Source organism: Cytobacillus solani, from assembly GCF_001420595.1.
GTDB lineage: Bacteria > Bacillota > Bacilli > Bacillales > Cytobacillaceae > Cytobacillus > Cytobacillus solani.
The window spans coordinates 244,017-267,113 of sequence record NZ_LJIX01000003.1; the positions used below are offsets into that span (position 1 = coordinate 244,017).

The following is a 23,097-nucleotide window of genomic DNA, read 5'->3' on the forward strand; positions in this document are numbered from 1 at the left end:
TTTTTATGTTTTGCAAGGCGTAGACACAAAATAATTGACTCTATAGTTACTATAGGGTTTATATTGTAACTTATACGTTTTGCATAGAAAGTGAGAAGGAAAGAGATGAAAAATCAAAATACAACATTAGCTATTTTATTGATGAATTTATTTATTGCTTTTTTAGGAATTGGACTTGTCATTCCAGTTATGCCGACAATTATGAATGAGCTGCATTTATCAGGTTCTGTGGTTGGGTATATGGTTGCAGCGTTTGCTGTTACACAATTACTAGTATCCCCGCTTGCAGGTCGCTGGGCCGACATGTTTGGGCGTAAAAAAATGATTATTCTTGGTCTATTATTCTTTAGTGCTTCGGAATTGTTATTTGGATTAGGGAAAACGGTAGAAGTGCTCTTTATTTCTCGGATGCTTGGCGGGGTAAGTGCAGCGTTTATTATGCCTGCGGTAACCGCATTTATTGCTGATATTACAACAGTCGAAACGCGCCCGAAAGCATTAGGCTATATGTCAGCCGCCATTTCAACGGGTTTTATCATTGGGCCGGGAGTGGGGGGCTTTTTAGCTGAAATCGGCTCGCGTATTCCGTTTTTTTCAGCAGCAGTACTTGCGTTAGTTGCCGCTATATTATCAATCATTACGCTTCGTGAACCAGAAAGAAATCATGAAGAGGAAATGGAGGAGCAGAAGTCGGGGATTAAACGAATTTTGTCACCGATGTATTTTATTGCCTTTATGATCATTTTAATCTCGGCATTTGGCCTAGCCTCATTTGAATCGTTATTTTCCCTATTTGTTGATCATAAATTTGGCTTTACACCAAAGGATATTGCGATTGCGATTACAGGAGGAGCGATTATTGGAGCAATTGCACAAGTTGCTTTATTTGACCGGTTAACCTTGTACTTTGGTGAAATCCGTTTGATTCGCTACTGTCTTATTTTTTCAGCAATCCTTGTATTGGTTATGACTGTAGCTAGCTCCTATTTAAGCATTTTATTGGTTACCTTTTTTATTTTTGTTGGCTTTGACCTTATGCGGCCAGCTGTTACTTCATATTTGTCAAAAGTTGCAGGGAACGAGCAAGGATTCGTTGGCGGGATGAACTCTATGTTTACAAGTATCGGAAATGTGTTTGGCCCTATTGTCGGTGGAATCCTATTTGATGTAGATTTAAATTATCCGTTTTATTTTTCTGCAGTCTTTTTGGTGATTGGTGTTGTTCTTTCAGTTGTTTGGAAACAGCCGGTACAAATGAAGAAGGGAAGACCTCAAGAAATAGGATAGAAAAAGGAAATGATGGGATGGAAGAAACTTTATATACAATTGGAGAGGTAGCAAAACTGGCAAATGTCTCGATTCAGACACTTCGATATTACGACCAAATTGGTTTATTTAAGCCTGCTTACGTCGATCCGGAAACAAATTATCGATATTATAAAGATTTACAGCTATACCACTTAGATTTAATTAAGTCGCTTAAATATATTGGGACATCGTTAGAGGATATTAAGAAGGTTCAGCAGTTAAAAAGGGAAGAGTTATTGCAGTTTATGAATGAACAGGAGGAGATTATTGAGGCTCAGCTTGCTCGTTTAAGAGAGATTCAACAAAATGTTGTGCATGCAAAAAAACGTATTCAAAAACAGTTAAACTATCCTGCTTTTGGTGAAGTGGTTATTCGGCAAGAGGAAGAAATGCGCATCATACAAGCAGCTGCCAAAAATTTAACCCCCTTAGACCTTTTAAACGCATCGTATAGTGAATTGAAACGAATTGTTGAGGCGGAAGAAGGGGTGATTAATAATAGCTATGGGGCTATTATATCTCATCAGCCATATTCACATATTGACGAAATTACCTATACGAAAATTTTTACGCCAATCTTAACAGATAAACGAATCTCCACGATTTCTACTGAGATAGAGGTATCGAAAATACCAGCTGCCCGCTACGCTTGTATTTACTATATTTTCTCACCAGAAGTATACTTTCCAAACTTAAAAAAACTAATGGATTATGTAACCGATCATAATTTCCGAGCAGTGGGAGATATTTATGAATTATTTACTTCCAGTAATTATTCTCCAAACGAACATGAATATATCGTTGAAATGAAAATCCGTATTGCTGATTAATTGGGATGAGGGGACAGGTACCTCATCCTAATTCTGTTTAAAATGCTTAATTAATTACTTGATTTAATGCTTATCCTGCCTATTTTAAGGAGAAGAGACCAGCTCCATATACTGCTAAATTTGCATATATTGCCAAGAGTACAGGGGATTCAATTCCCTTTTCTTTTGCATGCTGAAGAAGGTATCCGAAGAAGTGGTCGGCTTCAGTTGGCTGTTGTTTCTCCATGTCTCTTTGCAGAGAAGATTTCATTCCATAGCTAAGTCCCATTATTCTCTTTAGCTGTATTTCTTTAATGTGGACATCAATGGGGGCATCGATTTCCCTCATAATCGCCGCTGTTTCATTTAGGAGCTTTTCAATCGTTTTCAGGCCATGCTCCCGCTCAAGAATCGGTCCAATTGGCGAGCGGAATAAGGAAGTAATACCGGCAACAGTTGTGATAAATAAATATTTATGCCACATCTCCTGTTCGATATTTTCAGAAAGAGTAAAGGTCGCTTTAGCTCCGGAAAAAGAATCCCGAAGTTTAAGAATCCGTTTTGTCTTTTCTCCTGATCGTTCACCAAAAACTAACTCATGAACAGGGCTTGTTTGAAGGATTTTTCCACTGTTATCAAGTGTGGATTCGATAAAACATAAGCCTCCAAGGACGCGCTCTTCTCCAAATTCACTGACTAATTTATCAAGATGTGCATAGCCATTCAGAAGGGGCAGGATCATTGTGTTTTCATTTACATAGGAATGAAAGCTCTCCATTGAACCTTTAAGCTGATAAGCTTTTGTAGAAACAAGAATAACATCAAACGGGTCTGTGTTATCTCCGCTCAAAATAGTTTTTGGCTTCAGTTTCAAATCGCCATAAATACTTTCAATCAATAGCCCATTCTGGTCAAGCTGTTGCTTTCTTTTTTCTCTAACTAGAAAGGTTACGTCCTCTCCTTTTTCTATCAGACGGCCGCCGAAATATCCTCCAATGGCTCCTGCTCCAACGACTAAAATTCTCATTCTGAATGCCTCCTATTTCAATTTAAAAGTGCACGTGGAAACGTGCACTTTTAGTATTTGACTATACTAAAATAACTGTTAATGAGACTTCCGTAATGACAATGACTATAATTGTGATTTTGATAAAAAAAGGAAGAGAATCATTTCCTTTGAAATTCACATTCTCTTCTTGTTCATTTACCGTCTTTCGATAATTAGGGTTGCAGCAGCCCATTAGGCTGCCTTTTTCCAGTTAGAAACATCATCTTCGAGCGGAAGGGCAAGTGCTCGGTTCTTTTTAGCAGTATGGAAGAATAAGGCGACTAGGATGACAGTGCCAATGGCAGAACCAATCCATGAAGTAGTCATCGGCAGACGGAAACCGATTTGAGCATTTAATATATAGGCTAAAACCATGACTAGCATAAAGGTTCCAGGTATGAGGGAAACCCAGTAATTTTTCTTAGCGATATATAGGTACATAGCTCCAACGAATAAAGCAATAACGGCTGTCGATTGGTTGGCCCAGCTGAAATATCTCCATAGAATATTAAAGTCTATCTGCGTTAAGGCTAGTGAAATAACAAATAAGGGAACAGCAATCCATAAACGGCTTGAAAATTTCCTTTGTGCAAAATTGAGATAATCAGCGATAATCATACGTGCACTTCGGAAAGCGGTATCTCCAGAAGTAATTGGCAAGACAACAACGCCAAGAACGGCAAGTGTTCCACCAATACCTCCAAGCATCATCTTAGATACTTCACTCACGATCAGGCCTGGTCCGCCAGCTGCCAATAGGTCATTCAGTCCGTTATAGCCATCGAATAGGCTCATAGCTGCTGCTGCCCAAATCATAGCAATAATCCCTTCGGCAATCATCATGCCATAGAAAATTTTACGGCCTTGGTTTTCATTTTGTGTAGTTCGGGAGATAATGGGTGTTTGTGTAGCGTGGAAGCCTGAAAGGGCGCCACAAGTGATTGTAAAGAATAGTAACGGAAAAATAGGTGCATTGGCAGGATGGAAGTTACTTAAAGAAATTTCCGGAATATTAGCGCCTGTAACGAGTAATCCGATAAATACACCAACAGCGCTAATTAATAATAATGCGCCGAAATATGGATAAAGGCGACCGATAATTTTATCAATTGGCAAAAGTGTAGCTAAAATGTAGTAAATGAAAATGGCTCCGACAATAAGAAATAAGGCTACTTTGCCATCCATTAGAACGTAAAGAAGATCTGCAGGAGTGGTAACAAAAACAGTTCCAACTAATAATAGAAGCAGAAGGGCAAATGCGTTAACAACATGCTTCATCGCTTTCCCTAGAAATTTGGTCGCAAGTTCAGGCAGATGCGCACCACGGTTACGAATGGAAATCATTCCAGTTAAATAATCATGAACAGCCCCAGCAAAAATACAGCCGACGACAATCCAGATAAAAGCTACCGGTCCATAAAGTGCGCCCATGATTGGACCGAAGATAGGCCCAGTACCAGCGATATTAAGCAGCTGGATCAATGAATTCTTCTTTGTACTCATTGGAATGTAGTCGACGCCATCAGCTTGGGTAAGGGCTGGTGTTGGGCGTGCTGCTTTCACGCCAAACATTTTTTCAACATATTTTCCATAAGTAAAATAACCAATAATTAAGAGTGCGATACAGCCCAGAAATGTAAACATAAAAAACCTCCTTAGGAAAATTTGAATACGTTTACATAAAGTATAAAAGAGCTAGTTTCATATGTGGCCATTTTGGGTCTAAAATGCAAAAATGACAGATTAAAAGGCAGTTAAAGCAGATTAAGATGCAAGTAGTAGTCTGTATTATCTGACAACTTCTATATTTCCAAACGAGCTCTTAATGCCTTCACATAGTTTCGGCTGACGGATAGCATTTCCTTCCGATTCTCCATTTCTAGTTGATAGGCTCCGTTAAACCATGGGGTAAGCCGAGTAACGTATTCTAGATTTACAAGATAGCTTTTGTGAATCCGGAAAAAGGAGAATGGGTTTAGACGGCTTTCTAGCTCTTTAAGTGATATTTTTGTTTCATAGCTGCCAGATTTAGCAATGATTCTAGACACCTTATCATCCCTATACATATAGATAATATCTTTTGGTTCAATATAAATGATTTCTCCATCTTCTTCGATGGCAAGTTTTCCAGCAGTTTTAACTGTTTCATGTTTGGCTTTAGAGAGTAATTGTTTTTCAATTCGTTGGACTGTTTGCCTGACCATTTCTTCGTCATACGGCTTAAGTAAGTAATCGGTTGCCTCATAACGAAATGCTTCCGCAGCAAACTGCGGATAAGCAGTTGCGAAAATGATTAAAGGAACTTTTTTTAATGCCATTAGCGATTTAGCCACCTCCATCCCATTCATTTTGGGCATCTCAACATCGAGAAACACGACATGAGGCTGAAGGTGGACTGCCTTCATAATAGCAGCTTCCCCAGATTCAGCTTCATCAACTACCTGTATCGAAGAAAAAGCCTTTAGTAAATGTTTTAGTTCATCCCTGCTGTACCGTTCATCATCAGCTATTAACACTTTGATTGTATTCTTCATTTATAACTTCCTCCGCTCGTGGAATGGCAAAGCCTATTGTAGAGCCCTTACCAAACTCACTTTTAATGGAAAGAGCCGAATTAGTTCCAAACATCATTGTCAGTCTTCGATTCACATTATAAAGTGCGAGTCCTGAGCCTGATTCAGACTGAATCGTTTCTTTACCAATTCTTTTTACTTTTTCTTCGTTTATTCCCTGCCCGTTATCGATTACCTTTACGTATGTCATTGCCTGTTGTTTTTTAATAGAAACCTTAATGATGCAATCGTGATCCCTGTCCTTAATTCCGTGCTTAATCGCATTTTCTACTATTGGCTGTAACGTCAATGGAGGGATTTTTTCTAGAAGAGCCTCTTCATCAATTTCATAAAAGACTCTCAGTTTATCAACAAAGCGTGTTTCTTCTATAGATAAGTATGCCTTCGTGTGCTTAAGCTCTTGTTCTAGAGTAGTCAGGCTGACGGTTGTTGTTGTTAAATTTTGCCTTAAAAAGTGGGAAAGGGAAACGAGAAGCTTTCGAGCTTTATCAGGATCAATTCGAATTAAGGAAACAATGATATTTAAGGAATTAAATAAAAAGTGAGGACTGATCTGTGCTTGCAATGCTTTAATCTCGGCTTCCTTCGCCAGCTGATAGGCCTTGTCTGCCTCTGAAATTTCAAGCTGGTTACTAAGAAGTTCACTAAGACCGGAAATCAGCTCAATAGCTAGGCTACTTACTTCTTTATTATTGCTGAAATAAAATTTAAGTGTACCGATGGTTTCGCCGCGCTGTTTTAATGGGGCAATGACAGCTGCACCAAGCGGACAACTTGCTACCCGGCAATGGATCGTTTGATCGTTGGCTACAATCAGCTTGCCGTTTTGAATGACGTCTCTTGTTATCTGAGTCTGAATCGGGCTATTTGGTTTGTGATGATCATCGCCCACACCTACATGTGCGAGAATATCAGTCAAATTGGTCAGAGCAACAGCTTTTGTTTGGATTTCGGTGTGCAGGATTGTACAGACAGCAAGAGCAGTGTCGGTATTAAGCCCTTTGCGCAAATAGACAAGCGTTTGATCAGCAATCCGCAGTGCTAATTGCGCCTGCGAAGCCCCTGCCTTTTCTTCTTCGTTCATCACATTTTTAATGATAAGCAGAAAAAGTGCAGATCCTAACCCATTGGCGATGATCATAGGGAGTCCGATAATTTCAACTAAGGTAAGAGCTTTATCAAATGGTCGGGCAATGAGTAGTATAATAAGCATCTGTATACTTTCTGCCAAGGCTCCTATAAAAAAGGCAGTGGATAGCTTGACATACTTATTTTTCCAATGGAAAAATCCTGCGAGGATGCCTGAAATAATCGTGGCTGATCCACAAGCAATGCCAGTAAATCCACCTAAAGTAAAGCGATGAATTCCCGCGATTAATCCAGCTCCAATCCCAACTTTGTAGCCGCCAAACAGTCCAGAGAGGACAACACCAATGACTCTTGAATTAGCAAGTGCCTCATCCGCCGAAAGTTCGATTGCCCACCGGTTAAAAACATGTGTATCGGTATTTAAGGAAAGTCCTGAATAGGTGCCAATGATGCCGAAAAAGCCAAAAAATAGTATAGCTGTATATTGCTGGTGCCGATTTAACTTCTCCCCGTAGATCATATCTCGGAAAAACTGAAACCGCGTTAAGATAAATGCAATAGTCACGATAATTCCAAGCCGTTCAAGCATCGTTAGCAGCAGTTCAAACATGCGAATTCTCCTTTTGGAAGATACCGTTTTATAATACCTCCTATTTTACTAGAATATTGAATGTTTAGAAATATCTAAAATATAAACAAAATAAGAAAGGCAGAATGCAAGGTAAGCATTCTGCCTTTCTTATTTTTCAAGCTCATAATATCTAAAGAGTAAATAAGACACCCATTTACAATGAGGATGATTTCGAATATTCTCAAGCAGGCCTTTTACAATAGCAGGACTTAAAGTTGGTTCCAACAGGTGCTGCTTTAATAGAATTAAAGATTCTTTTTCAATTGGCTCCTCTATTTCTTTTAATATTTGTTCAATCATTTCAATGATCTGCTCCATTGTTATCTCTTCTTTTATTGGGTGCTTTAGCATTTGGAAATCTTCAGGTGTAATAAATGGAACGGTTGTATGACTTGCCAGAAGGTTTGTTTTTTCTACAAGTGATTGGCAGAGCAAGTCTCTATTCAATGGGGCATTATTAAATAAAAACAATCCGGAATAACTGTTCATTAGCCCTTTGATGCAATAAATTAAATCATATTTTGTATGCTTTACCTTTTCACCGTATAAACGCTCAATCAATGATAAGATAATGCCTTCCATTAATCGGTCGTAATAATGAATTTTCACAATAAGTTCTTCATTGAATGATTTTGTCTGTTCTTTAATGAAGATTTTGGCGAAGTCGGAATGCTTATGAAAAGAATCGAATGTTGAGTAGTAAAAGGTATATAAAAGCTCTTCATCATTCTTTGTATTGTTGACCGTGTAGTCAATATCGGCGATAATCTCCATCATAAAATGGTCAATTAAATCGATGATCAGTTCGTCCTTTGACTTGAATGATAGGTAAAAAGCCCCTTTTGAAATGCCGCAATAATCTGTTATTTGTTGAATGGGAGTAGCTTCAATTCCTTGCTGAGCAAAGAGTTCCAGTGCTTTCTCCATAATTAATTGTTTTTTAATCATCTATATAATCGCTCCTAGGCCTATTTGTTGACAAATGACTTATTAGTCATTATTATAAAAAAATGAGCTTGATAAGTCAATTAAGGGTAGGTGTAAAAGTGAAAGGGTTAGTCAATTTTGTCCTGAAGAATAAACTAGCAGTATGGTTGCTTACAATAATTATTACTGTATCTGGTATTTATTCAGGTACACAAATGAAAACGGAGACGATTCCAGATATTTCGATTCCATACTTAATGGTAATGGGTGTTTACCCTGGAGCAACTCCTGAACAAGTGATGAATGAAGTATCCATGCCTTTGGAGAAAGCGGTAGAAAACCTTGAAGATGTGAAAGCTGTTTATTCTAATTCATATTCGAACATGGCAAATATTCAGGTCGAATATGATTACGGAATCGATATGGATGAAGCGAAACGTGCATTAGAATCTGCGATCGATGCAGTGACTTTACCAGAGGATGCACAGAAGCCGACCATTACAGCCATAAGCATGAACATGATGCCAGTTGTTGCATTGAGCGTGAGCAGTAAGAAAGAGGATATTGTTGAACTGACTTCAACAGTAGAGGAAATTTTACTTCCTAAAATCGAGAAAATCGATGGAGTTGCCTCTGCAACAATTACTGGTCAGCATATCGAAGAGGTTCAGCTTACTTATAATGAAGCAAAAATGGCTGAACTTGGTTTAACAGAAGATAAAGTAAAAGAAATGATTCAAGCAAGTGACTTGGCTGTTTCATTAGGGCTTTACGAATTTGAAGAAGGTGAACAGGCTGTAGCAATTGATGGAAAGTTCATGACAGCGGATGAATTAAAGGAAATGCTTATTCCTGTGACACCATCTGCCACACAGCCATCTCCATTTGTGAAGCTTAGCGATATTGCTACTATTGAAGTAGTAGGTAAAGTACAATCTGTTTCACGTACGAATGGTGAAAATGCGATTGCGATTCAAATTGTTAAAGGGCAGCAAGCAAACACAGTTGATGTTGTAAACAGTGTAAAGGATTTAATTAAAGATGAAGAGAAAAAGATCGATGGTCTTGTAGTTGATGTATCGCTTGACCAAGGGAAACCGATTGAAGATTCCGTTTCAACGATGGTTGAAAAAGCATTATTTGGCGGGTTAATTGCTGTATTGATTATCCTTCTATTCTTGCGTGACTTTAAATCTACTATTATTTCGATTATATCCATTCCAGTCTCCATTTTTATGGCTTTATTGCTATTAAATTGGCTGGATATTACGCTAAACATTATGACACTTGGTGCGATTACTGTGGCGATCGGCCGTGTAATTGATGACTCCATCGTAGTAGTAGAAAATATTTATCGTCGTCTCCATTTAAAGGGAGAGAAGTTAACAGGTCGTGCGCTTGTACGTGAAGCGACGATTGAAATGTTCAAACCAATTCTATCATCCACATTAGTAACAGTTGCGGTATTCGCTCCGCTTATCTTCGTTGGCGGGATGGTCGGCGAACTGTTTATGCCATTCGCATTAACAATGACGTTTGCGCTTGGTGCTTCATTAATTGTGGCTATTACAGTTGTACCTGCGTTATCTCACTTCTTATTTAAGAAGAAGCTATATAGTGAAAAGACGGAAGGCAGTCATAAAGAGGCCGGTAAATTAGCTAAATGGTACAAAGGAGTTCTAAATTGGACATTGAACCATAAAGTAATAACGTCCATTATTTCCATTGTATTATTAGCAGGCAGCTTGGCATTAACACCATTAATTGGCTTTAGCTTTATGGGCAGTGAAGAGGAAAAAGTGATGTACTTAACGTACACACCAGAAACAGGAGAATTAAAGGAAGACACATTAGCCAATGTGGCAGTTGTTGAGGAAGAGATGTTAAAGCGTGATGACATTGATATCGTTCAAGTTTCTGTAACTGAGAGTGGTGATGAGATGTCGGCAATGATGGGTGGAGGAGCAGGCGGTGCATTAATGTATCTTATCTTTGACCCTGAAATGGAAGACTTCCCAGAAGTTCGCGAAGATATTGAAGATTATGTGTTCAATATTGGCCAAACTGGTGAATGGAAGAGCCAGAACTTCTCGTCTATGTCGATGTCAACAAATGAAGTGAGCTATACCTTCTATAGTGAAGATTTAGATAAACTAAATAATGCTGTAAAAATGGTAGAAGATGTCATGAAGGAAACGGAAGGCTTAGAAGATGTTTCCTCAAGTGCAGAAGATGCTTATGTTGAGTATACATTTAAAGTAGAACAAGATGAGTTACTGCAGTATGGGTTAACAACTGGTCAAATTGTCATGATGTTAAACCCAAATAAAACGCAAGATGTATTAACAACGGTTGAAAAAGACGGAGATACATTAGAAGTCATCGTTCAGCAAGAACAAACAAAACAGCCAAAATCAGTCGATGATATTTTAGCAACAGAAGTACCAACAGCACTTGGCACGACGATGCCGCTTTCTAAACTAGTAACAGTTGAGAAGGGGACAACGTTAAATACTCTTGCGCGCAGTAAAGGGGAATACTATGCAAGTGTTTCTGGAACAATCATTGGTGATGATATTTCCAAAGCAACATCTAAAGTAGATAAAGCGATAGATAAATTAGATTTACCTAAAGGTGTAACTGTTGGCGTTGCCGGTGTGCAAGCCGACATGACTGAAACATTTACACAGCTTGGTGTAGCGATGATTGCGGCAGTCGCAATTGTATACTTCATCCTTGTTGTTACATTCGGTGAAGGTGTGGCACCATTCTCGATTCTATTCTCGTTGCCGTTTGCAGTTATTGGTTCATTTGTTGGTTTATTAATTGCGGGTGAAACGATCTCTGTATCTGTCATGATGGGTCTGCTAATGTTAATAGGTATTGTTGTAACAAATGCGATCGTACTTGTAGACCGTATTATTCACATGGAACGTGATGGAATGACCATGCGTGAAGCCATACTCGAAGCGGGTGCAACACGTCTGCGTCCAATCCTAATGACAGCAATCGCAACAATCGGTGCTTTAATCCCATTAGCACTCGGAACAGGCGGAGGCGGTCTCATTTCAAAAGGTCTTGGAATTACAGTAATCGGCGGATTAACAAGTTCAACGCTATTAACATTAATCGTTGTACCAATCGTCTATGAAGTGTTATCTAAGATATTTAAGAAAAACCGTAAAGACATTCAGGAAAACTAGTCGGGATTAGGGGCGAATCCATCCTCCCATCGAACAAAAAACCTGCAAGGCGAAAATAGCCTTGCAGGTTTTTTTAATAACAGCGGGTTAATATATCATAAATATTCGGAATTTTGTGTAATGATATTTTACAGGCTTATCCTCTTTGAGTTATATTATGAATGAAAGAATAGAATTCTAAAATGGGGTGAGTCAAATGGGATTGCAAGCAAGGCAGCTATATCTAAATTTGCCGGTGAAAGATCTAAATAAATCTGTTGAATTTTTTACACAAATAGGATTTGAATTTAATGCTCAATTTACCGATGAAAATGCAACATGCATGGTAATCAACGAGAATACATTTGTGATGCTATTGGTAGAAGACTTTTTCAAGACTTTTACGAAGAAGGGTATTTCCGATACTGCAAAAAGTACAGAAGTAATCGTAGCAATATCCGCTGATAGCAGAGAACAAGTAGATGAGATTGTAAACAAGGCATTAGCAGCTGGCGGAAAGCATTCGAATGAACCAACGGACCATGGATTTATGTATGGGTGGAGCTTTCAGGATCTTGATGGCCATCTCTGGGAGGTTTCCTATATGGATGAAAGTGCGTTTGGTCAAGAGGGTTAAAATAATGATCCTGAATAGGAATCCATGTTGAACAAATACGTTCAACATGGATTTTTTTAATTTTTTTTGGCTTATTTGTTCCCGAAAACTAGTAGAAAGGCAGAAAAGCGAACTCAACAAGCGTTATTGGTTCCCGAAAACTACCAGAAAGATAGAAAAGCGAACCCAACAAGCCTTATTGATTCCCGAAAACTAGCAGAAAGGCAGAAAAGCGAACTCAACAAGTCTCATTGGTTCCCGAAAACTAGTAGAAAGGCAGAAAAGCGAACTCAACAAGCGTTATTGGTTCCCGAAAACTAGTAGAAAGGCAGAAAAGCGAACTCAACAAGCGTTATTGATTCCTAAAAACTAGCAGAAAGATAGAAAAGCGAACCCAACAAGCCTTATTGATTCCCGAAAACTAGCAGAAAGATAGAAAAGTGTACTCAATGTGAGCTATGTTCAAAAATGATCTTCAGTAATCTATTTATTCATAATAAGACCACTGACCATATCCGATTGTTTTATAATGCTCCTTTAATATTCTCCATATTATTTTTTTAGACTTTATCAACTGACACCAATCATAAACAGTATTGGTCGTAACCTTTGTATCTGGAAAAAGCAGCTTGAATTCCTTCACGCTTCGAACGACAGCCGTCTGTATATTTTCCTTATGCCCGCATTGATCACAGACTACTTTTCTTTCACTAACAATGAGAAGGAATGATTGGCAAGCCGCACAAGTTATCCCTTTCCGCAGCTGACCATAATGATATGTGGGTAGCCGGGTGTAAGGTGATTCCGGGATATGAGCTTTTATTAATAGGTCGGCTAGTTTGCGGTGCAAGCTATTGAGGTTTGATGGTTTCATATTTAAGTTTTTTATAAAGTAATTTAATTGTGGAGGGAAGATCATTTTCTCATCTTGGGGTGCTTTGTATAAGAAGAATTCGGGGTTAACAAAGGTAAGGTAACCTTTTATAGAAAGGTTGAATCCGTGCTTTTGAAAAAATTGGCGAAGCAGTGTCTCAATGCGATTCAATTGATGCAGTGGATTCGTAATTTCTTTTCCAGTAGAACAAATATAGAAATTCTTATCTTGGTAATAGTAATTGCCTTCATAATTTTTTACTTCGAAGGGGATAACCGTATCTTGCGTAATAAGTAAAGAATCAATTTGAAAGGTTGTATTGTTGCATTCAAGCAGCAAGTCATTCAATATCAAACAATTATGATCGAGACTACCTATCAATGAGTCAAACTTCACCTCTCCTTCATATCCTTTCTTCAAGTTCAAGTAATACAGTTGTTCATTCGCTTTTAGATTCATTCTGGCATCTAATGATCTGAGAATTAGTAATTCAGCCGATTTACTTCTAGCTTTAATAAACATATTCCACTTCCTTTCCATCCTGTTATGTTCATTCTATAAAAAATAGAACGAGAAACTTATGGAAAATTCATGAACTTTGTCAGCATCTTTCATTTAAGTATTAGATGAGTTTCGTATAGAATAAAATTGTATTAACAAAAATAAGGAGGCTGTTAAAATGAGTGAGTTATTATTTAAAAATATGGAATTAACACGGGGGTTCTTTTTGAAAAGTATTGCTGGCTTAAATGAAGAGATTGTAGATGTTCAGCCTGAAGGTTTTAACAATACAATCAAATGGCATATTGGTCATGTGTTAACTTCAGCAGAGCAATTTATGTTTGGATATCCTAAAAAAACAACAAGCATCCCTGCGAATTATATGGAGCTATTTGCAACTGGTACAAAACCTTCAGATTGGCAGGGTGAAGTTCCTTCTGTTTCTGAACTGACAGCACAGTTAAAAGATCAATTAATGCGCATGAAAGAGATCCCAGCTGAACGTTTTAGTGAAAAATTGCCCACACCATTTTTGGGTCAGGAAACGTTCGGTGAGATTAGTAACTTTTCGTTGTTTCACGAATCCATTCATTTAGGACAAATCCAGGCAATGAAACGTGTAATAGAAGCAGCTAAAACGAAATAAATTAGAAGAGGAGAGCAGAGTGAAAATGGCCGCTCTCCTTTCCTAATAATGCAAACGCTTGCATAAATGTTATGGAAATATTAAAATAATTCCATCGAAATATTGTAGGTGGTGGAGGGATTTGACCAAGTCAATAGATCCGTGGTGGAAACGCAGTGTAGTGTATCAAATTTATCCGCGAAGCTTTATGGATTCAAATGGAGATGGAATTGGTGACTTGCAGGGGATTATTTCAAAATTAGATTATTTGCAAAAGCTAGGGATAGATGTCATTTGGCTGAGTCCCATCTATGATTCACCGAATGATGACAATGGCTATGATATTCGGAATTACCAGGCGATCATGAAAGAATTTGGTACAATGGCTGATTTTGAACAATTGATTAAAGAAGCAAAACACCGAAACATTCGAATTGTGATGGATTTAGTTGTGAATCACACATCTGATGAACATGCTTGGTTCGTTGAATCGCGTTCATCCATAAATTCAGCCTATCGGGATTATTACATATGGCGTACAGGGAATGAACACAATCCTCCGAACAATTGGGGTTCTGTTTTTTCTGGGTCTGCTTGGGAAAAGGATGAAAATACGAATGCGTATTATTTGCATTTATTCTCTAAAAAACAGCCTGATTTGAACTGGGAGCATGAGCCCCTTCGAAATGAAATTTATGACACCATGACCTTTTGGCTGGATAAAGGAATTGGCGGATTTCGCATGGACGTGATCAACTTTATTTCGAAAGACCTGCAATTTCCTAATGGAGCAATTCCTCCTAATCAAAAGTATGGAGATGGAAGCCCGTTTTATATGAATGGACCAAGGATTCACACGTATTTACGAGAAATGAATGAAAGGGTATTACGCCATTATGATGTGTTAACAGTAGGGGAAATGCCAGGAGCAACGACTGAGGATGCGCAAATCTATACAAATCCGGAGAATCAGGAAGTGAATATGGTATTCACGTTTGAACATATGAATCTCGACAGCGGTCCTTTTGAAAAATGGGATGTTCGGCCGTTAGTGTTAAAAGAATTAAAGCGAAACTTTGAGAAATGGCAGAATAAGCTGCATCGTGTTGGGTGGAATAGTCTGTATTGGAATAATCATGATCAGCCGCGAATTGTCTCAAGGTTTGGGGATGACCAGATGTATCGGGAGGAATCAGCGAAAATGCTGGCCATTTGTCTGCATATGCTTCAAGGGACTCCATATATTTATCAAGGAGAAGAGCTAGGCATGACTAATGTGCAGTTTGATGCGATTGATGATTATCGGGATATTGAAACGCTCAATATGTATAAAGAGAAACGGGAACTGGGAATCCCTCATGAAAAAATCATGGCAAGTATTTATGCGAAAGGACGGGATAATGCACGTACTCCTATGCAATGGACGGCAGATGGGGGATTTACAGATGGGGTTCCATGGATCCGGATGAATCCGAATACATATGGAATAAATGCAGAGGAAGCCATTGCCGATCGATCCTCTATTTTTTATACGTATCAAAAACTGATTCGTTTGAGAAAAGAGCTTGACATCATAACTTATGGAAATTTTCAATTGTTATTGCCAGACCATCCATATTTATTTGTATATAAAAGGCAAACAAAGGAGGAAGAATGGCTCGTTGTAGCCAATTTTTCTAAACAGATGGAGCAGATAACCTGTGAGGAATGTAATGTTCCACATTGGAAAGGGAATCTTATCATAGCAAACTATGATACTCTTAAAATAGAAAAAGAAATAATAAACCTTCGCCCTTATGAGGCGTTTGTGCTTGCTTATGAAAGGAGGCAGTAAGGTGGGGAAAATAGCCGGTATTGATATTGGAGGAACAAAAATCCGTTTTGGTATTGTAAGTGAGTTAGGCGAAGTATTGGCAGATTGGACGATTCCTACAAAGATTCCTCTATATCCGTATTTAGAAGAACAGATTCTTAGAATAAAAAAGGAATTTCCTGATCTTACAGGAATAGGTATTGGTACAAGAGGAATGGTCGACGCTGAGACAGGTATCATCACTTTTGAAAAAGAGCTAGAAGGATGGCAAGGGACTGCGGTTAAATCCCAGTTGGAAACGGCAACGGGTCTGAGGGTTGAAGTCAATAATGATGCGAACTGTGCAGCTCTTGCGGAAGTTCAATTAGGAGCAGCAAAGGGTTTCCGAAGGGTTGCTTGTTTGACGGTTGGAACAGGACTCGGAGGCGGATTCGTTTTCGATGGGCGCATAATGAATGGGTCCAACGGAGGTGCCGGAGAAGTTGGCCATATGATCTTATATCCAAATGGTTTGCTTTGCGGTTGTGGCAGAAAAGGCTGCAGTGAACAATATGTATCTGGCACGGCATTGAGAAGGCTAATTCGCGAGGAGAATGTAATCGATCCCGAAACAGGTGATCTTGCGATACCGCAAAATCTTTTCCGGTTAGCAGTGGATGGAGTAGCAAGTGCAATCTCGGTTCGCGAACGCTTTCTTTCTGATTTTGCTATTGTTGTTTCCAGCCTTCAGGCAGTACTGGACATGGAATGTGTCGTAATCGGCGGAGGGGTATCAGATTCGGCGGATGATTGGTGGGATCTCCTGCTTGAGAGAGTAGAACCATTAAAGCTTAAACCATTCGAGATGAGGCGGGCTGTTTTTGGCAATGAAGCAGGAATGCTTGGTGCAGCAATGCTTATTATCGATTAATTTAACAAGAAGGATAGAAAAATTCATTCAAGAAATACTGTGCGAACGAGATAGCGAATTTATTTTAGTGTACAGAGAGCCCTAACGAGAAAAAACAGAATTTTAAATAAATTAGTTGTGATAGCCTAGACGATGTGATAGGATAATTTTAAATCTACAATGCGCAAACGCTTTCATTAGCTTTGCTCTTCTTTTTGCTCATTTGCGCAAACGTTTTCACAAGATAATAAATTTTGGGGGAGAGAAAAATGAAAAGGAAATGGCGAGCAGGAATATTAGCAGCTTCAATTGGTTTAGCTGGGTTTTTGACAGGCTGCAGTTCAGACGAAGCAGGCAAATCGGATAATAATTCGAAAAATGAACAAGTAGCATTAGATATTTTTCAATTTAAAGTAGAATTTAAAGACCAATTCGAGGCAGTTGCAAAAGCGTACGAAGAAGAAAATGAGAATGTGAAAATTAATATTACGACTGTAGGCGGAGGAGAAGATTATGGTGCAGCACTTCGTTCGAAGTTTGCTTCCGGCAATGAGCCAGCTATATATAATATCGGAGGACCGCAGGATGTAGAAGATTGGAAGGATAAATTAGCAGACTTATCCGATTCAGCAGCAGCCGATGCAGCACTAGATGGGACGCTTGATGGGGTCACAGTAGATGGTAAAGTGCTAGGACTTCCGTATAATCAGGAAGGCTACGGATTTATATATAACAAAAATCTATTCGAAAAAGCTGGAATCGATCCTTCGACGATTGTTGACTTTGCTTCTTTAGAGGCAGCGGTTAAGGAACTGGACAGCAAAAAAGGCGAATTAGGTCTTGAAGCGGTATTTGCTCTGCCAGGGAAAGAAACATGGGTAACTGGATTGCATTTATCCAATACGTTTATTGCTCCAGAGTTCGATAGTAATGTATTAAAAGCTTTTGAGTCAAAAAATATTGAATTTCAATATGGGGATGCGTTCCAAAAGGTCCTCGATCTGCAGAATGACTTTTCAGTGCAGCCGACTGTTAGCCTTGATTATTCAAAACAAGTAGAAGAGTTATTCTCCTTACAAAAAGTGGCGATTATTCAACAAGGAAACTGGGTGTATGGGTCCATTGCAGGTATTGATGAGGAATTTGCTAGTAATGGAATTGGATTATTGCCGATTCCGGTAGAAGGGTACAAAGGGGATCATATTCCAGTAGGGATTCCAATGTATTGGGGAGTAAATAGCAATGCAGATGAAGCTGTTGTTAAAGAGGCGAAGAAATTCTTGGATTGGCTTTACACTTCAGATACAGGGAAAGAAACAGTGTTAAATGATTTCAAATTTATACCTGCGTACAACGGCTATGATTCTTCGAAAATATCAGATCCGCTTTCAAAAGCTGTTTATGAATATGCAGAAAAGGGCAAAACGATTGGCTGGACATTCATGGGATATCCAACTGGATGGGGACAGGATGAATTAGGTGTTGAGATTCAGAAATACTTAAGTGATGAAGGAAGCTGGGAAGATGTGATCAATGCTACGAAGAAGGCGTGGGAGTCTTCGCGTCAGTAATTATCCATGTAAATGAGAAACAAAGTAGCCTTCGCGCTACTTTGTTTTGTGAGATTGAGAAATGTAAAGAATCTTTTATTTACGAAGAGGTGAACAAATGCGTAAACGAGATCTATCCTATTGGCTATTTTTAATGCCGGTGCTAGCTGCGTTACTGCTAGTTGTCATCGCCCCTTTATTGCTTGGGATTTATTATTCATTCACAGATTGGAATGGCATTCAGACGAAGGGATTTATAGGTTTTGATAATTATATCGCATTGTTCCAAGACGAGCGTTTCGTGGATTCACTTTGGTTCACGGTAAAATTTTCAATCGTTTCTGTGATTCTAATTAATCTAATAGGTTTATCACTTGCATTAATCGTTACAGCAAAATTAAAAACAAATAAAGCATTGAGGACCATTTTCTTTATGCCTAATTTAATTGGCGGACTTATTCTCGGATTCATTTGGCAGTTTATTTTTACTAAGGCATTTGCAGGCTTTGGTTCTATTGTCGGAATTGAAAGCTTACAAGGCTGGCTTTCAACGCCAGGAACTGGGTTCTGGGGACTTGTTATATTGATGAGCTGGCAAATGTCCGGGTATATTATGGTGATTTATATTGCTTATTTAGAGGGTATTTCGAAAGAGTTAATTGAAGCAGCTGAAATAGATGGTGCTAATGCTCTCCAGCGTTTCCGCCATGTTGTGTTTCCGTTAGTTGCTCCAGCGTTTACGGTAAGTATGTTTTTAACCTTGTCGAATACGTTTAAGCTTTATGATCAAAACCTCTCTTTAACAGGTGGGGGCCCATATAATTCAACACAAATGGTAGCGATGGAGATTTTTAACACAGCATTCGGCCGTTATGATATGGCCTATGCACAGGCGAAAGCGGTTATCTTTTTCTTAATTGTTGCAGTTATTGCTTTACTGCAAGTCTATCTTTCTAAGAAACGTGAGGTGGAAATGTAGTGCGGAAAAAGCATTTAGTTCCTCTAGAGACAGCTGGGATATTTTTAGCGCTTATTTGGCTGGCGCCCTTCTATTTAATGATCGTAAACTCGCTGAAAACTAAACGGGAAATTTTTGAGGATACATTGAAGCCGCCTAGTACTGTTACATTTGAAAACTATGTGCAGGCATTTTCAGAATTGGATTTTTTAAGAACCTTCACCAACTCGGTTTTGATTACCGTGCTTAGCGTGGTCATTATTGTTATTTTTTCATCGATGGCAGCATATGCCCTTTCACGTGTAAAGAGCCGTCTAAGTACAATTATCTTCTTTGTATTTGTGGCTGCGATGCTTATCCCATTCCAATCTGTCATGATTCCGCTTGTGACAATCTTTGGGAAGTTTGAAATGCTCAATCGCGGCGGATTGATATTTATGTATTTGGGGTTTGGTGCAAGTTTATCGATCTTTTTATATCATGGCGCCCTATCTTCTATTCCCAAATCATTAGATGAGGCTGCCACAATTGATGGAGCGAACAAATTTCAAGTTTTTTGGTACATTATTTTCCCAATGCTAAAGCCGATAACAGTGACTGTTGCCATTTTGAATACGATTTGGATATGGAATGATTACTTGCTTCCATCGCTTGTTATTAACCAGAAAGGGATGGAGACAATTCCGTTAAAGATGTTCTTTTTCTTTGGAGAGTATACAAAGCAGTGGCATCTAGCATTGGCTGGGTTAACATTGGCGATCATCCCAGTCATTATCCTGTATTTTTTTGCCCAAAAAGAAATAATAAAAGGTGTGTCAGAGGGAGCCGTAAAGTAAAATGTAAAAAAAGGAGGGTGTTCGAATGACTGTGACAATCATAGATGTAGCGAGAGAAGCCAATGTTTCCCCGTCTACCGTTTCACGTGTAATTGCAGATAGCCCAAGAATTAGTGAACAAACAAAGCGTAAAGTAAGAGAGGTAATGGAGCGTTTAGCGTATCATCCAAACTTTCAAGCGAGGAACTTAGCTGCAAAAAGCACGAAAACAATTGGCGTAATCATGGCGCACTCTACTTCACTGGCATTCCAAAATCCTTTTTTTCCTGAAGTCATTCGTGGGATTTGCACAAGTGCTCATTCAAGCCAATATGGAATTTATTTATCTACAGGCGGTACAGAGGAAGAGATTTATCAAGAAGTTGTGTCAATGGTGCAAGGAAGGAAGGTAGATGGAATTATTCTGCTTTACTCTCGTGTGAATGATCGGACAATGAACTATTTAAAGCGTTCGGGCTTTCCGTTTACAATGGTAGGCCGTCCATATCAATACGAGGATGAAATTACATATATTGATAATGATAATAGACAAATAGCACATGAGGTTGTGGATTATCTATTTAGTTTAGGGCACGAACAGATTGCTTTTATTGGAGGGAATCTCGATTATGTCGTTTCATCTGACCGTTTGGAAGGATACCGTCAAGCTCTAATGGAGGCAGGTCTTTCATATTCAGATGCATATTTTATCCATGATGATGTATTTAAATCACAAGGAAAAGGCTCTGTTCATGACTTAATGAAGCTAGATGCTCCACCGACTGCTATCGTTGCACATGATGATTTGGTTGCATATGAGATCATACGTTATTTAGAAGAGCTTTCCATTCAAGTCCCTAAGGATATCTCTATCGTGAGTTTTAATAACCATGCACTGTCAGCATATGTGAAGCCACCTTTAACATCTGTTGATATTTCAATTTTTGAACTAGGCTTTGAAGCAGCAAACTTTTTATTAGAAATGGTAAGTAATCCTGAGGTGGCAGTGAGGTCCCATTTTGTGTCAACTGCTTTAATTGAAAGAGAATCTTGTAAAAGAATGAACGGATTGGTTGAATAAACAACAACAGATAAAGAGGGATAATATGGAGAAAATTTGGTGGAAGGAAGTAGTTGCTTATCAGGTGTATCCACGAAGCTTTCAAGATTCGAATGATGATGGAATTGGAGATTTGCAAGGACTTCTTTCTAGATTAGATTACATTCAGGATTTAGGAATCGATGTCATTTGGATCTGCCCCATGTATCAGTCACCGAATGATGATAATGGATACGATATTAGTAATTATCAAGAAATCATGGAAGAGTTCGGCACAATGGCAGATTTCAATCTGCTCCTAAAAGAAGTACATCAGCGCGGTATGAAGATAATAATTGATTTAGTCATTAATCATACAAGCGATGAACATTCTTGGTTTATTGAATCCAGGTCTTCGAAAAGTTCCGAAAAGCGTGACTGGTATATTTGGAGAGATGGGGTCGACGGGAAAGAGCCGAATAACTGGGGAAGTATTTTTAATGGATCTGCTTGGGAATTTGATCAAGAAACGGAGCAATACTACTTACACTTATTTTCGAAGAAGCAGCCTGACTTGAATTGGGAGAATAAGAATGTAAGAGATGCTTTATATGAAATGATCAATTGGTGGTTAGATAAAGGGATTGATGGATTCCGAGTAGATGCAATCAGTCATATTAAAAAAGATACAACATTTTCGGATATGCCAAATTCAGATCAGCTTCCTTATGTTCCTGCATGGGAGAAGTATATGAATGTCCCGGGAATCATGACCTACCTTGAAGAATTAAAACAAGAAACTTTTGCGAAGTATGACATTATGACTGTTGGAGAGGCAAATGGTGTTGGTACAGAGGATATTCATGAATGGGTGGATTGGGCAGATGGAAAATTCAATTTGATTTTTCAGTTTGAACATTTAAGTCTATGGGATGCTGAAACGAAGAAAAAGCTCAACATTCCGGAGCTAAAACGTGTTTTAACAAGGTGGCAGAAAGCATTAGAAGGAAGCGGATGGAATGCGTTATTTATAGAAAATCATGATCAGGCACGCTGTGTATCTACTTGGGGAAATGACGGTGAATACTGGAGGGAAAGTGCGACGTCACTTGCGACGATGTACTTCTTTATGCAGGGAACGCCATTCATTTATCAAGGACAGGAATTGGGTATGACCAATGTGAACTACAAAACCATAGAGGAATATAATGATGTTGCTACAAAGAATTTATATACGCACCGAATAGAACAAGGAGAATCCTCTGTGCAAGTGATGGACATCATCAGGAGAACAAGCCGAGATAATTCACGAACGCCTATGCAGTGGTCTGCTGAAGAAAATGCCGGATTTACAAAAGGTATCCCATGGCTCAAAGTAAATCCGAACTATACTAAAATTAATGTAAATACCCAGAAAAAAGACCCGCACTCTATATTGAATTATTATAAAAAGATGATTCACTTACGTAAATCAAATGAGATATTTGTGTATGGTGCATATGATTTAGTGTTAGAAGAACATCCATCGCTTTACGCTTATACTCGTACATTAGGTCAAGAGAAGGTGCTTGTTTTGTGTAATCTATCGGAAAAGCAGGTGTCTGTTGAACCAGTGGAAGGGATTACCTATAAAAGGCCATATCTAATGCTGGCAAATCTTGAAATAGAGGATCATGCGGAGACAGCTGCTATCAAGCTTGCTCCATATGAGGCGAGAATTTATAAAGTGTAAAGGAATAAATAAAAATAAATATTGTTTTTCACCCCGTCCTAAAATAGAACGGGGTATTTATATTGAATGTAAAAGATGCCAATTTCTACTATGATAAAAGTAAAGTAATTATAAAGTT

The 23,097-nt window shown here is 38.6% G+C and carries 18 protein-coding genes; 12 read left to right on the plus strand and 6 right to left on the minus strand.

Translation table 11 applies throughout. The annotated features are described in order from the left end of the window. Window positions 1-105: 105 nt before the first annotated feature. Both AN957_RS01240 and AN957_RS01245 read left to right on the plus strand, forming a co-directional pair. The gene (locus AN957_RS01240; RefSeq protein ID WP_053478034.1) at window positions 106-1,287 is read left to right on the plus strand and encodes an MFS transporter; all 1,182 of its coding nucleotides are present in this window, start codon (window positions 106-108) and stop codon (window positions 1,285-1,287) included. 17 nt (window positions 1,288-1,304) lie between these two features. Then, window positions 1,305-2,138 carry a MerR family transcriptional regulator gene (locus AN957_RS01245; RefSeq protein ID WP_053478035.1) on the plus strand — a complete coding sequence of 278 codons (834 nt, stop codon included), beginning with the start codon at window positions 1,305-1,307 and terminating at the stop codon, window positions 2,136-2,138. A 79-nt stretch (window positions 2,139-2,217) separates the two neighbouring features. Here AN957_RS01245 and AN957_RS01250 read toward each other — a convergent pair whose 3' ends face one another. From AN957_RS01250 to AN957_RS01270, 5 genes are all read right to left on the minus strand, one after another. Beyond that, window positions 2,218-3,144, minus strand: a complete 927-nt coding sequence (locus AN957_RS01250; RefSeq protein WP_056681895.1) for a ketopantoate reductase family protein — start codon at window positions 3,142-3,144, stop codon at window positions 2,218-2,220. A gap of 213 nt (window positions 3,145-3,357) precedes the next feature. Beyond that, complete coding sequence (locus tag AN957_RS01255) at window positions 3,358-4,809, minus strand: carbon starvation CstA family protein (protein ID WP_053478037.1); 1,452 nt, start codon at window positions 4,807-4,809, stop codon at window positions 3,358-3,360. A gap of 158 nt (window positions 4,810-4,967) precedes the next feature. Continuing rightward, window positions 4,968-5,699 carry a LytR/AlgR family response regulator transcription factor gene (locus AN957_RS01260; protein WP_053478038.1) on the minus strand — a complete coding sequence of 244 codons (732 nt, stop codon included), beginning with the start codon at window positions 5,697-5,699 and terminating at the stop codon, window positions 4,968-4,970. Then, window positions 5,668-7,437, minus strand: a complete 1,770-nt coding sequence (locus AN957_RS01265) for a sensor histidine kinase (RefSeq protein WP_056681898.1) — start codon at window positions 7,435-7,437, stop codon at window positions 5,668-5,670. The genes AN957_RS01260 and AN957_RS01265 overlap by 32 nt, the downstream gene beginning before the upstream one ends. 129 nt (window positions 7,438-7,566) lie before the next feature. Continuing rightward, complete coding sequence (locus AN957_RS01270; protein ID WP_056681902.1) at window positions 7,567-8,406, minus strand: TetR/AcrR family transcriptional regulator; 840 nt, start codon at window positions 8,404-8,406, stop codon at window positions 7,567-7,569. Between the two features lie 98 nt (window positions 8,407-8,504). Here AN957_RS01270 and AN957_RS01275 point away from each other — a divergent pair, with 98 nt between their 5' ends. Further along, a complete protein-coding gene (locus AN957_RS01275) occupies window positions 8,505-11,588 on the plus strand; it encodes an efflux RND transporter permease subunit (protein WP_056681905.1) in 3,084 nt (1,027 codons plus the stop codon). Between the two features lie 196 nt (window positions 11,589-11,784). After that, complete coding sequence (locus AN957_RS01280) at window positions 11,785-12,204, plus strand: VOC family protein (RefSeq protein ID WP_053478042.1); 420 nt, start codon at window positions 11,785-11,787, stop codon at window positions 12,202-12,204. A 466-nt stretch (window positions 12,205-12,670) separates the two neighbouring features. Here AN957_RS01280 and AN957_RS01290 read toward each other — a convergent pair whose 3' ends face one another. Continuing rightward, complete coding sequence (locus AN957_RS01290; RefSeq protein ID WP_056681912.1) at window positions 12,671-13,579, minus strand: nuclease-related domain-containing protein; 909 nt, start codon at window positions 13,577-13,579, stop codon at window positions 12,671-12,673. Between the two features lie 157 nt (window positions 13,580-13,736). Between AN957_RS01290 and AN957_RS01295 the strand changes: the two genes are divergently transcribed. The 8 genes from AN957_RS01295 to AN957_RS01330 all read left to right on the plus strand — a co-directional run bounded on the left by AN957_RS01295 (window position 13,737) and on the right by AN957_RS01330 (window position 22,979). Beyond that, complete coding sequence (locus AN957_RS01295; RefSeq protein ID WP_053478045.1) at window positions 13,737-14,204, plus strand: DinB family protein; 468 nt, start codon at window positions 13,737-13,739, stop codon at window positions 14,202-14,204. 121 nt (window positions 14,205-14,325) lie between these two features. Next, window positions 14,326-16,017: a glycoside hydrolase family 13 protein gene (locus AN957_RS01300; protein WP_082446468.1), complete on the plus strand. Its 1,692-nt coding sequence runs from the start codon at window positions 14,326-14,328 to the stop codon at window positions 16,015-16,017. A 1-nt stretch (window position 16,018) separates the two neighbouring features. After that, the gene (locus AN957_RS01305; protein WP_056681914.1) at window positions 16,019-16,906 is read left to right on the plus strand and encodes an ROK family protein; all 888 of its coding nucleotides are present in this window, start codon (window positions 16,019-16,021) and stop codon (window positions 16,904-16,906) included. 248 nt (window positions 16,907-17,154) lie between these two features. Continuing rightward, window positions 17,155-18,456 (plus strand): ABC transporter substrate-binding protein, encoded by a 1,302-nt coding sequence (locus tag AN957_RS01310; protein WP_056681917.1) that lies wholly within the window; start codon window positions 17,155-17,157, stop codon window positions 18,454-18,456. A gap of 97 nt (window positions 18,457-18,553) precedes the next feature. Continuing rightward, window positions 18,554-19,414, plus strand: coding sequence for a carbohydrate ABC transporter permease (locus AN957_RS01315; RefSeq protein ID WP_053478048.1), 861 nt, complete (start codon window positions 18,554-18,556; stop codon window positions 19,412-19,414). After that, the gene (locus AN957_RS01320; protein ID WP_056681919.1) at window positions 19,414-20,229 is read left to right on the plus strand and encodes a carbohydrate ABC transporter permease; all 816 of its coding nucleotides are present in this window, start codon (window positions 19,414-19,416) and stop codon (window positions 20,227-20,229) included. Before AN957_RS01315 ends, AN957_RS01320 begins: the two co-directional genes overlap by 1 nt. A gap of 25 nt (window positions 20,230-20,254) precedes the next feature. Then, on the plus strand, window positions 20,255-21,289 hold the full coding sequence (locus AN957_RS01325) for a LacI family DNA-binding transcriptional regulator (RefSeq protein WP_053478050.1): 1,035 nt from the start codon (window positions 20,255-20,257) through the stop codon (window positions 21,287-21,289). Window positions 21,290-21,314: 25 nt separating this feature from the next. Continuing rightward, the gene (locus tag AN957_RS01330; protein WP_053478051.1) at window positions 21,315-22,979 is read left to right on the plus strand and encodes a glycoside hydrolase family 13 protein; all 1,665 of its coding nucleotides are present in this window, start codon (window positions 21,315-21,317) and stop codon (window positions 22,977-22,979) included. Window positions 22,980-23,097 lie beyond the last annotated feature (118 nt).